Source organism: Endozoicomonas acroporae, assembly GCF_002864045.1.
GTDB classification, from domain to species: domain Bacteria; phylum Pseudomonadota; class Gammaproteobacteria; order Pseudomonadales; family Endozoicomonadaceae; genus Endozoicomonas; species Endozoicomonas acroporae.
On record NZ_PJPV01000056.1, the window covers coordinates 59,892 to 71,783 of the forward strand.

The following is an 11,892-nucleotide window of genomic DNA, read 5'->3' on the forward strand; positions in this document are numbered from 1 at the left end:
GCAAAAGCACATCAGGTTTTCTACCCTATTGCCCATGAATATACTTTTATACAACGATCTCAATGCAGATCAGATACCCGGCTTTGCCAAAGTTCGCAAAGCTCTTGAGAACAATAATTTCCAGCAGGCGGATGTGCGCAAGATCGGGGATAACCTTTACCGCGCACGGCTGAACCGTAACGACCGGCTGTTATTCTCCCTGCACCGATACAACGGCGAGCCCTACTGCCTGATTCTGGAGTATATCCGCAATCACGCCTATGAAAAGTCCCGTTTCCTGGAACGGGGCGTAACCATTGATGAGGAAAAAATTCCGGCGATTGATGCTCAGGAAACTGAGTCCTCACCAGAACTGACTTATCTCAATACCGACCACGACCGCTTTAACCTGCTGGACAAGATAATCTCCTTCGACGGCGAACAGCAGTCCGTTTATCAGCTACCGCCGCCCCTGGTGATTATCGGCAGCGCCGGTAGCGGCAAAACCGCCCTGACCCTGGAGAAAATGAAACAAGCGACGGGCGACGTACTCTATGTCAGTCACTCCCCCTTTCTGGTACAAAGCGCCCGTAATCTTTACTACGCTCACCACTACGATAATGAAGAACAGAATGTGGAATTTCTCTCCTTTCGGGAGTTCCTGGAAAGCATTCGGGTACCCGCCGGTCGGGAAGTAACGCTGAAAGACTTTGAAGGCTGGTTCCAGCGCCATAAGGGCAACAGCAAACAGAAAGACCCTCACAAACTCTTTGAGGAGTTCCGGGGCGTGCTGACCGGCCCTTCCACCGAGTCACCCTGGCTCTCCCGCGAGGAGTACCTGAAGCTGGGGGTGAAACAATCCATCTTCAGTGAAGAAGAGCGTTCGGGCGTTTACGACCTGTTCGATAAATACCGGCAGTTCCTGGAAAAGGAACAGCTATACGACACTAACATTATCAGCCACCGCTACCTGGCCAGCGCCGAACCCCAATACGACTTTATCGTGGTGGACGAGGTGCAGGACATTACCAACATTCAGCTCTACCTGATACTGAAGACCCTCAGGTATCCGGGCCACTTTATTCTCTGTGGTGACTCCAACCAGATTGTCCACCCGAACTTTTTCTCCTGGTCCAAGGTCAAAACCCTGTTTTTCGAGCAGCAGGGCCTGACCGGCGAGGGTGAGATAATCCGGATACTCCAATCCAATTACCGCAATGCGCCGGTGATCAGCCATATTGCCAACCGGATTCTGAAACTGAAGCATGCCCGCTTTGGCTCCATCGACAAAGAGAGCAACTACCTGGTCGACAGCATTGGCGAACACCGGGGGCAGTTGCAGTTGCTGGCCAACAGCCAAAAAGTCAAACAGGATCTGGACAGCAAAACCGCCCGCTCTACCCGCTTTGCCGTGCTGGTGATGCACCCGGACCAGAAAGCCGCCGCCCGTCAGTGGTTTAATACACCGCTGGTCTTCTCCATCCAGGAGGCCAAGGGGCTGGAATACGACAATATCATTCTTTACAACTTTATCAGCGATGAAGAAAAGAGCTTCCGGGATATTGCCGCAGGTGTAGACCCCGCCGCGCTGGAAAAAGAGACACTGGAATACGCCAGGGCGAAAAACAAACAGGACAAATCCCTGGAAGTCTACAAGTTCTATATCAACGCCCTCTACGTTGCCATTACCCGGGCGGTGAGCAACCTCTACATTATTGAAGCCAACCAGAAGCATCCGTTAATGCGGCTACTGGACCTGGAACGATTTACCGGTGACCTGCAGATGGATAAGCAGGACTCCAGCCTGGATGAGTGGCAGAAAGAGGCCCGCAAGCTGGAACTGCAGGGCAAGCAGGAACAGGCCGATGAGATCCGCAGCCGGATACTGCAGCAAAAGCCGGTACCCTGGCCGGTACTCGATCGCAGCGCCTTCACGGAACTGCAGAAAGAAGCCACAAGCGGTAATAACAAGAAAAAGCAGCTGCTGGCTCTGGAATACGCCCTGATCCACTGGCATCAGCCCATGCTCAATCAGTTGCTCACCAGCGGCTTTAAACCCGCCACACAGACGGAAGAAAAAGCGGTCAAACAGCTGCATCAAAAGCACTACATGACCTACGACCTCAATAACCCCGGCAGTGTACTGCGCGACACGGAGAAATACGGCATCGACCACCGCACCATCTTCAACCTGACCCCGTTGATGGTCGCCGCCCGTCTTGGCAATGCTGGCCTGGTCAGGGAACTGATGGAGCGCGGTGCCAACCCGGATCTGTCTGGCAGCCATGGTCTCAACGCCCTGCAGATGGCACTGGAACAGGCACTGATGGATGAGCGCTATGCCCGCCATAAACTGGCACCGGTCTACAGCAACCTGGAACCGGACAGCCTGTCCATCCAGACCCAAGGCCGTTTGATCAAGCTGGACAAGCGCCTGATGGGACTGTTTGTACTGAACCTGATGTTTGCCATGTTTTATCGCAAACTGGGGGAACTGGCAGGCAGAGGCGAGGGTTTCTCGGCCAAAGACATTACCGAATGGGTGCAAACCTTGCCGGACGAGGTCTTACCGGAACGCCGGAAAAAGCAGAGCTACATCAGCAGTATTCTCTCCGGCAATGAGGTCGATCGGGACGCACCCTATAACCGCAAGTTATTCAAGCGCATCCGTCGCGGCCATTACATTATCAACCCCGGCATGAAACTTCGCCAAGGCGAAGAATGGGTTGCTGTGCACGACCTGTTAAACCCGGAAGACCTGGGTTTCAGACCAGGCTGGATGAACCTGGGCAAAGAGGATCAGCTGATCTTTAAACATCGTTTTGAACAATTCGACCAGAACCGCAGGCAAAATCTGACGGCCTATTGTGAGTACATTGGAAAACTGCAAGAACAGGCAGAAAAAGAACTGGAAGAACGCCGGGTGAAGTCCCGGCTGGACATCCAAAGTGAGGAAGTTACCACCGGATAGGTGTTTTATCGCCTGTGATCTGCTGTACGTTACCCGCACAACCAGAACAGTTTTTGCGGGTAGTGCTCTTTTCTCATCAAACTTATGGAACTTTTTATTGACCACACACTCTAAACTGATGGCTAGTTAGAATTTAACAAATTTAATTCTTTATGATCAAAGGATTTAAATAGTTAAACGGAGTTTTTATGAACATTTCTTCCACTCAAGCTTCACCTACAAAAAATTTTATCAAAGAGCTAATACAAAAAGATGCTGAAATAAAGAGTGCATATCAAGAATTTACCAGTCAAACACATGGAGAATTAATACCAAGAAACCATTTTTTTGAATGGGTTGGCAAGAAAACTCTCCCTGAGAGGCAGGTACAAATAGTTCACCATTTTAAGAGCCTTGGAAAGTTCAATGATTTTCATGTTTGTATTCTGACTGATAAACCAATGAAATATATTGCCGCGGAATCCAAATGTGATGGTATATCCGGCACGGTGGAAATCATTACTGTCGACAAACTGAATGAAGACTTTTATAAAGCATTAAAAGATTCTAACGAGCCTGACTGCGATAAGCTTCATAAAGACTTTGTTAACATTACGCAACTACACAACGTAGGACTGGAAAATCAAGCATTACGAAGTGATTATTATCGGCTAGCACTCCTCTATACATACGGCGGCATTCATAGTGATATAAATATACCTTTAAAGGGACTTGACTCATCGGCAAGTGCATTACAATATCCATTAATACCACTTAGGGGAAAGAATGGTCTACTAATACGCACTATTGATTTGCCAGTTGTTGGATCTGACAAGAAATTACCCCATTGGGATAACGCCCTCATCGCTTCCAAAAAAAACAATCAGATTATTCTTTCCATGATTAAACATATGCTTAATCTAGAGAATAAGCTGAAAGATATACTAATAGAAAACTCAAATAAAAGTGAGATCAAAAAGACCTTGTCTTTACACGATGCAATGCGATTATGGCAATGCAAGGAAGAATATTATATCAAAGCATCTATTGAACTTACTAAAAATTCAATTAGTATTGCATTTCCTGATTCATCTGAAGAATATTTAAACTCTCTGGCATCTCCAGTAAAAGATCATGTCGTTTCAGCTTTGCAATCCACAGAACATGCAGTAGCTAAACAACAGGGACGTTTAACTGCCAGGCACTGTATTGTCACAAGAATGCTAGGAGGTGGTACTGACGCACTAACTCCTATACTTAGAGAACAATTAACTAGAAAACAATATAACGGAGCAGAAGACTTCGCTAAATCTTTAAGCTTTCCATTACCAGACGATCAGCCATCTTACGCAAATATTAAGCCATTACACGATGAGCGTGACCACAAGGGACTTGGCAGCTGGTATGGCAAACCAAACCCTCATTATGTCGATGATAGTAACATGTAAATGGCGGACTCAGTTGAAAAGCATTGAATATCACTGGTATCGCACTCCCACGGTTCACCCCGTGGGAAACGACTTTTTCTCACCCGTCAGCTGCAGCACTTTTTATACTTGCTCTCGGTTCCACTGGGGCAGGGGGTATTCCTTCCTACCTTCGGGAGTACATTCGAAAAACCATAAAAATTCGAAGCTGAAATTCATAATTTCACATAATGGCTGAATATCGATAATTAATTGGAGTACTTATGCACATCTCCCCTCAGGCCCTTCCTGCAAGCAATCTTTTCCAGGAGTTGGTACAAAAAGATTCTGAAATAAAGAGTACATACCAAAAATTTAAAAGTCAGATACATGGTGAATCAATACCAGGAAACCATTTTTTTGAATGGGTTGGTAATAAAACAATCCCTGAGCGACAAGTGCAAATAGTTCACCATTTCAAGAGCCTTGCAAAGTTCAATGATTTTCATGTTTACGTTCTGACTGATAAACCAATGAAATTTATTGCGGCAGAATCCAAATGTGATGGATTATCAGGGGAGGTGAAAACCATTACTGTCGACCAATTAAATAAAGACTTTTATAAAGCATTGAAAGATTCAGGCGTATCTGATTATGACAAGCTTTATAAATATTTTATCCACAATACGCAAAGACATAACGTAGGACTCGAAAATCAGGCGTTACGGAGTGATTATTATCGACTGGCACTGCTTTATACGTACGGTGGCATCCACAGTGATATAAATATATCGTTAAAGGAACTTGACTCAACAGCAAGTGCATTACAACACCCACTAATTCCGCTAAGGGGAAAAAATGGACTATTAATTCAAACTCTTGATTTAGATGTATATGGCACAAAAATTTCTCTTCCCACCAACAGCCTCATCGCTTCTAAAAAAAACAACCCAATTATTCTTTCCATGATTCAACATATGCTTGATGGGGAAAACAAGCTGAAAGAAATAGACGCACCAACCGAAAAAAGTGATGTCAAAATGACCTTGAAATTACATGACACAATGCGATTATGGCAATGTGATGAGAAACATTTTCTTGAAGCTGCATACGAATATGCCAAAGTTTTGTTAAAAGAATCGAACCCTGATTTATCTGAAGAAAGTTTGAATGCTATATTGCCTGGTCTTTACTACCATGTAGCTAAACAAATCAAAAGAAAAGAAGATTATGAAGTACTTAAACAACAGGGACGTTTAACTGCCAGACATTATGTTGTCTCGAAAATGTTAGGAGGTGGTACTGATGCACTAAATATTTTAATGACAGGAATAGATAAGCAAATTAATAAGCAATATGACGGACCAGAAGACTTCTTTAAAGGTTCTGGTTTCCCATTACCCGATAATAAGCCATCATACGGAGATATTAAGCCATTAGGTGATCCGAATATCTTGCGGGGGCTTGGCAGCTGGTATGGCAAACCAAACCCTCATTATGTCGATGATAGTAACATGTAAATGGCGGATTCAGTTCAAAAGCATTGAATATCACTGACCTTTTCTCACCCATCAGCCGCAACACTTCTTATACTTGCGCCCGCTACCGCAGGGGCAGGGATCATTTCTTCCCACCTTCGGGTGTTGTCTGACCAGCGGCTGTGCAGGCTTCCTGGGAGAGGAAGGTGGAAAGGGCCGTTGCTGACCTGGCAACCGCTGAGCCCCCGCACGCGTGCGAACCGGTGGCTTGGGCTTTCTGGCAGGCCAGGGTCGCATCACACGCTGAGCGCCCTCTGGCTCCGCGTTGCTTCCGACAGGTGCTCTTTCAGCGGGCTTCTCCTGCGTGCTGTTAAAGCTGGCCCAACCTTGCAACTCAGCCACGCAGTCATCAATCAGGGCAGAGCTTTCATAGGATGGAAAGCTTACCTCGCCGGAATGCTCCTGTAACATCGTACTTAACCGCTCCCTGCCCATAAATGAATCGGTCAGCAGTCCCCGGTCAAACACGTTCAAAACAGAAGTTTCCAGCTCGGCGGCTCCGGCAATGATGCAGTTAGAGACCAACCCGTCCCAGACCGGACTCCGCTCCTGCTCAAGTCCACCACTAAACAGCTGCTGAAAGTAGCCGACCAGCACCTCACGGGGAAGAAACCCATGGAAAACCAGAATCGTCAGGCAGGTCAAACAGGAAGATCGAACGCAAGGATGGACCGCTGTGTTTTCAATCAACTGCTTCAGTGACTCCACGTTACATCCGTTACTGGCGTCACTTTCGCTGATTACTTCACCAGCGATCACCGATGCCAGTATTCGAGCCAGGCTCTCACTGACCACATAACCAAGCAGTCGATTGACCGTCCGGGGTTTGGCAGACACTATCCGGAGCATCACCGGCAATGCCTTTGACTCACGGAACTGAGCCAGCAGGTAAAAGGCAAAAAAGACCAGATCCACACGCTGGCTTTCGGGTATCTCATCCCCCTGCCCGGCAACGCCTTCCAGATAGTCAAGCAGGCGCGGAATCAATTCCGTCCGCTGCTCACTGGCCGCCAGCAGGGTTTCCCTGGGCAGCTCACCCATCACATGGTTTGATAACCGGTTGATAACATCGTCAATATTCACGGGCACTCATCCTGTCTCTTGTCGCTATTTTTGTATAAGGATAGCGTTTAAACAGGCTGTGAGGGTTTGTCCCGGAAGAACTTACATATTTCCACTTGTTTCTAATACCTATCGCAGGATATTACCGAGTGGATTGCCGGGGTTGACCTTTTTCATCAATTGATTGCCATGTCTGAGCAGGAAGCTTTGCCAGTGTACCTTTCGGGTGCTAATGAAGAAGTAATCTCTGCGTGACTGTGTGCTGGCTTATAAATTCAAGGGCAGACGTTTTGACTGTGGCAGTATGAAGGTTTTAACGAAGCGACCATATTGCTACGATAAGCTTTATGGCCTTTAAAGAACGCTTCCCGAAAAAAGCAGCTTTTCTTTTACGGGAAGCGGGTAGCGCTCTTGAAAAGAGAACGGGGATATCCTGGCCAATAGCGTAGGAATTTTGGGTCACCTTGGATTGTATGCAATGTATCAGAGCAGTATCTGGCAGCAGAGAGATTTATGAGCAGTTATATGTGGATGCCCGCAACCAAACGGGCATCCAACCCCAAAGACCAAAGCGGCCCTGAAAGCCCGGGTCGACCGCTGGGTAGAGGAATACCTGAAACCGGCAAATGTCCAGCCTCCGCCAGAGGACCCGAGGTTCAACTATCTGGTGGATATCTTTACCAAATGGCATGGCAGTTTTTTCTATTTCTGCGCCACTTACCACTGTCCATCTCCCGATGCCATCAGCCCGTCCTTTGAACGGAAGTTTGCCAGAATGACCTACAGCGGTAATAACACCTATACGCTGTCTTATATGCGGCACACCGATAAGTGGCACGAAGTCTTTTATGATCAGGATATAGAGCAGTGCTTTGAGCTGATTGCCCATGAGCCCTGTTTTTTGCCCTAATGCATGGTTCAATGAGTTTGACGTGTACAATCTCCGTTCACCCTGAGCGGAGTCGAAGGGTGCTTGGCACGATCTATTAGAGTCTGGAGTTTCCTCCCTTCGACAGCCTCAGCACGAACGGTGTGGGTATCTTAGCTGCACCAGTAGGCTGACCGAGGATCAATCGTAGAGTATGGACGAACGAACGTTTATGGATACCGAACAAACCCTTGAGAATATCACCGCAACCAACAGTATCAGTGCCCTAAGATCATTGTGCCAGTTCCTGCGGGACAAGTGGGTTTATTTTTATGTCATCGATGATGGCAGCTTTGTGGATGGCGAAGGGATTGAAGAGCTGGTATTCACTAAAAAGCGCCCTGTGAACATTCCCAGCGTTTATGTAAACGACCTTCACAATGCCGTCCTGTACATTCATAAGTCAACAGCCATTGACCGTATCCAGCCTGAATACCGTATTGGCCAGATGAAGGGGGACAAAGCGTACAAAATGTTTCTTGGCGTAAAATCGATCACAGGTATGATTATCCAGGGGCAGGATGCCTGGGTTTCATTTCCTGTTTCCTATCTGGAAGAGCTGCAACCTGCTGAAGCCTGACCTGAATGATTGTTATCCATCAGATTGACCTGTTCATTTCTGATAAAGATCGGATTGGGCTGCATGCTCTGTCTTTTTAGGTTTCATTGTCAGGATCAAATTGCAAGGTTTGAATGATAACCCAAATCTTGCAATTTTTATCCTGCGTTTATGGATAAAGCCCTGAAACATCCATAGGTTGAGAGTTCTTCAGGTTCGACGAGCTGCATCCAGAAAACAGGAAATACAGATACAAAAAAACCGGGAATAAACCCGGTTTTTTTCAGCCTTTTAAAAGGCTAATCAAGCACTGATGTACACTGAAAAACCGACAATCCGACGTCTATCTTTTCAGTATCGCTTTTGTAGGATTTTTTTAGGAAACGACAATGTTTGCCTACCCTTTAACTCCCACTGAGCACTTGATTTTATTGGTGCCGAAGACGAGACTCGAACTCGTACGCCCATACAGGCACTGCCCCCTCAAGACAGCGTGTCTACCAATTCCACCACTTCGGCCTTAACTGTCGCTCTCGGCGACAGCAAAATTATTTCTGAAAACTCTTTATAAATCAATAAGATTTTAAATCTTACTGAGCGTTTTCAGAGCTGCTGGAGCCGCTGTTCTCAACGGGCTGAGACTCTAACACAGGCGCATCGCTTCCGATAGTGTTTTCTAATGAATCAACCGAAAAAGGCGCATCATTGACCGGCACACTCTGTTCAATCTGAACAGATGGTAAACCAGCATCAGCAACACTATCAGCTTTCTGCCTGGCCATCATCGCCAGACCGATACTGGTGACGAAAAAGATCGTTGCCAGAATAGCGGTTGTACGGCTCAGAAAGTTTGCTGAGCCCTGGCTTCCAAACACCGTTTGCGAAGCCCCCGAGCCAAAACTGGCTCCTGTTTCTGCACCTTTGCCCTGCTGCAACATGATCATAGCGATCACGCCAACAGCTACCAGCACGTGCACAAGAAGAATAATGGTTTCCATTACTGTCCCGCAGCGTGACAAATCACCTTGAAATCAGCAGCTACCAGCGAAGCACCACCGATCAGACCACCATCAACATCAGGTTGGCTCATCAGTTCTGCCGCATTGTCAGCCTTCATGCTTCCACCATACAGAACACGGGTTCTGTCCGCCATGGACGGATCGTTTTCTGCCAGCAGCGCACGAATTTCAGCATGAACTTCCTGCGCCTGTTCAGGGGTTGCGGTCAGACCGGTGCCAATAGCCCAAACTGGTTCATAGGCAATTACATAATTAGCCAGACGCTCCGGACCAGCAGCCCGAAGCACAGTATTGATCTGATGAGCCACTACTTTCATAGTGTCACCAGCTTCGCGCTCAGACAGAGTCTCACCAACACAAAGGACTGGTACCAGACCCTGGTCAACCAGAGCACAGAATTTCGCAGCCACATCGGCATCGGTTTCGCCATAGAGGGAACGACGCTCAGAGTGACCAATCAGTACATATTCACAGCCAAGGTCTTTGGCCATCAGAGGAGATATTTCACCCGTGTAGGCTCCTGACAGGTTATCAGAGGCATTTTGCACACCAAATTTAACCGCAGAACCCTTCAGCAAGTCGCGTACCTGCTGAACGTATACGCTAGGTGGAAAAACGAGCACCTCAGCCTTGGTTTCAAGTCCTGAAAGGATTCCATCAACAAGCTCACGGATACTGTCAGAAGAACCATTCATCTTCCAGTTTCCGGCTACCAGTGGCTGACGCATACCGCTTACCTCTTTGATCGCGAGGCCGGAATACTAACCCGAAAGACACCAACATACAATAAGTCAAGCCCTGCGAAGCTATTGAAATCAAGGCAAGACAACTCCGGTGCAGGCCGATACCTGCACCGGACGTCATTCAGCACATTTCCTGTTCAACCACTTTTGCCAGCTTTTCCGCCTGGGCCTTTACCTGAACGCCGTCTTCACCTTCTACCATCACCCGAATGACTGGCTCAGTTCCTGAAGCCCTCAGAAGAACGCGGCCTTTTCCGGCCATCTCTTCTTCTGCTTTTTTTACCGCCTCAACAATACCTGGAATGGTGTCGGTGTCCCGCTTATTCTGCACCCGGACATTGATCATGACTTGTGGATAAAGTGTGATCGCAGCCACCATTTCAGACAGTGACTTACCTGCTGCCTGCATGGCTTTTAACACTTTCAATGCCGAGACAATGCCATCACCCGTGGTCGATGCATCACGACAGATAATATGGCCTGAAGACTCACCGCCGAGCTGCCAGTCATTGGCTATCAGCAGTTCATTGACATAACGGTCACCGACATTGGCCCTGGCAAAGGGAATGCCGGCAGCTTCCAGTGCTTTCTCCATTCCCAGGTTGGTCATCAACGTGCCCACGACACCACCCTTCAAGATCCCCCTGGAATGGCGATCCATGGCAATAATAAACAGCAGCTGGTCGCCATCGACGATCTCACCCTGATCATCCACCATAATGACCCGGTCACCATCACCGTCCAAGGCAATTCCCAGATCCGCACCGGTTTCCCTGACTCTGGCAGCCATGCCTTCCGGGCTGGTAGCGCCTGCGTTCTCGTTAATGTTGACGCCATCCGGATGGATGCACATCGGTATCACTTCCGCACCCAGCTCACGGAAGACCGCAGGACCAACCTGATAGGTTGCACCGTGGCCGGCATCAATCACAATTTTCATGCCACGCAGATCCAGCTGCTGGGAAGTGCTGCCCTTGCAGTACTCAATGTACCGGCCAGCAGCATCATTCATCCGGGTCACTTTACCCAGGCTCTGGGAATCCACTACCTCAATCTCTGACTCAAGCAATGCTTCAATCTTCAGCTCAACCTCATCGGATAGCTTGGTGCCGTCGCCTGCAAAAAACTTTATACCATTGTCGTAAAACGGGTTATGGGAGGCGCTGATCACAATACCCGCCTGCCCATTAAAGGTTCGAGTCAGATAGGCAATGGCCGGGGTTGGCATTGGCCCGGTTAGGACAACATCAATACCGGCAGCAGAAAGACCGGCCTCAAGCGCGGACTCAAACATGTAGCCGGAGATGCGGGTATCTTTGCCAATAATGACTTTCCCTTCACCCTGTTCAGCCAGCACACGACCCGCTGCCCAGCCCAGCTTCAGGACAAAATCCGGGGTAATCGGAAAATCCCCCACCTTCCCACGAATTCCGTCGGTACCAAAATATTTGCGAGCCATAGCCGTTTACCAAGAATTACTGAATGAAATGACCGGTGATAAGTAGTTGGCCAAATGGAGTCGTATATTACTGCGATGTGGACAGTTACTATGCAAGGCACAGCGCAGGGAGCATAGCTGTAGCCAGGAGGCTGCCCTGTGCGGCAACTGCTCCTGCGTTGCTCTACCTCCTGCATCCATGCAGTCGTACGGTGGCAGCAATTATGATTTCATTTGGTTAACTACTTCATCATCTCACTCATTGAAATA

The 11,892-nt window shown here is 47.9% G+C and carries 8 protein-coding genes, 1 tRNA gene and 2 pseudogenes; 5 read left to right on the forward strand and 6 right to left on the reverse strand.

Going from position 1 to position 11,892, the window contains the following annotated elements; translation table 11 throughout:
* Nucleotides 1-34 precede the first annotated feature (34 nt).
* The 3 genes from CX664_RS10050 (at nt 35) to CX664_RS10060 (ending at nt 5,855) form a co-directional block, all read left to right on the forward strand.
* The gene (locus CX664_RS10050) at nt 35-2,950 is read left to right on the forward strand and encodes a UvrD-helicase domain-containing protein (protein WP_101746607.1); all 2,916 of its coding nucleotides are present in this window, start codon (nt 35-37) and stop codon (nt 2,948-2,950) included.
* Nucleotides 2,951-3,138: 188 nt separating this feature from the next.
* A complete protein-coding gene (locus tag CX664_RS10055) occupies nt 3,139-4,377 on the forward strand; it encodes a glycosyltransferase (protein ID WP_101746608.1) in 1,239 nt (412 codons plus the stop codon).
* Between the two features lie 242 nt (nt 4,378-4,619).
* On the forward strand, nt 4,620-5,855 hold the full coding sequence (locus CX664_RS10060; protein WP_101746609.1) for a glycosyltransferase: 1,236 nt from the start codon (nt 4,620-4,622) through the stop codon (nt 5,853-5,855).
* A 51-nt stretch (nt 5,856-5,906) separates the two neighbouring features.
* On the opposite strand, the pseudogene CX664_RS28105 reads toward CX664_RS10060, so the two are convergent.
* A pseudogene (locus CX664_RS28105) lies at nt 5,907-5,984 on the reverse strand (SEC-C metal-binding domain-containing protein); the annotation flags it as partial.
* Between the two features lie 213 nt (nt 5,985-6,197).
* Nucleotides 6,198-6,962 (reverse strand): annotated as a pseudogene (locus CX664_RS27415) (DUF1186 domain-containing protein); the annotation flags it as partial.
* A 550-nt stretch (nt 6,963-7,512) separates the two neighbouring features.
* Between CX664_RS27415 and CX664_RS10070 the strand changes: the two are divergent.
* On the forward strand, nt 7,513-7,845 hold the full coding sequence (locus CX664_RS10070; protein WP_101746610.1) for a DUF3024 domain-containing protein: 333 nt from the start codon (nt 7,513-7,515) through the stop codon (nt 7,843-7,845).
* Nucleotides 7,846-8,017: 172 nt separating this feature from the next.
* Entirely contained in the window at nt 8,018-8,443 is a 426-nt protein-coding gene (locus CX664_RS10075; protein ID WP_101746611.1) for a hypothetical protein, read from the forward strand.
* Between the two features lie 411 nt (nt 8,444-8,854).
* Here the strand turns inward: CX664_RS10075 and CX664_RS10080 are convergent.
* From CX664_RS10080 to glmM, 4 genes are all read right to left on the reverse strand, one after another.
* A tRNA-Leu gene (locus tag CX664_RS10080) sits at nt 8,855-8,941 on the reverse strand.
* A 71-nt stretch (nt 8,942-9,012) separates the two neighbouring features.
* On the reverse strand, nt 9,013-9,420 hold the full coding sequence (gene secG, locus CX664_RS10085) for a preprotein translocase subunit SecG (protein ID WP_101746612.1): 408 nt from the start codon (nt 9,418-9,420) through the stop codon (nt 9,013-9,015).
* Nucleotides 9,420-10,169, reverse strand: a complete 750-nt coding sequence (gene tpiA, locus CX664_RS10090; protein ID WP_101746613.1) for a triose-phosphate isomerase — start codon at nt 10,167-10,169, stop codon at nt 9,420-9,422. The genes secG and tpiA overlap by 1 nt, the downstream gene beginning before the upstream one ends.
* A gap of 136 nt (nt 10,170-10,305) precedes the next feature.
* Nucleotides 10,306-11,643: a phosphoglucosamine mutase gene (gene glmM, locus CX664_RS10095; protein ID WP_101746614.1), complete on the reverse strand. Its 1,338-nt coding sequence runs from the start codon at nt 11,641-11,643 to the stop codon at nt 10,306-10,308.
* Nucleotides 11,644-11,892 lie beyond the last annotated feature (249 nt).

Coding starts and splice junctions, on each gene's coding strand:
- CX664_RS10050 (WP_101746607.1), top strand. CDS start 35: ATGAATATACTTTTATACAACGATCTCAATGCAGATCAGATACCCGGC.
- CX664_RS10055 (WP_101746608.1), top strand. CDS start 3,139: ATGAACATTTCTTCCACTCAAGCTTCACCTACAAAAAATTTTATCAAA.
- CX664_RS10060 (WP_101746609.1), top strand. CDS start 4,620: ATGCACATCTCCCCTCAGGCCCTTCCTGCAAGCAATCTTTTCCAGGAG.
- CX664_RS10075 (WP_101746611.1), top strand. CDS start 8,018: ATGGACGAACGAACGTTTATGGATACCGAACAAACCCTTGAGAATATC.
- secG (WP_101746612.1), bottom strand. CDS start 9,420: ATGGAAACCATTATTCTTCTTGTGCACGTGCTGGTAGCTGTTGGCGTG.
- tpiA (WP_101746613.1), bottom strand. CDS start 10,169: ATGCGTCAGCCACTGGTAGCCGGAAACTGGAAGATGAATGGTTCTTCT.
- glmM (WP_101746614.1), bottom strand. CDS start 11,643: ATGGCTCGCAAATATTTTGGTACCGACGGAATTCGTGGGAAGGTGGGG.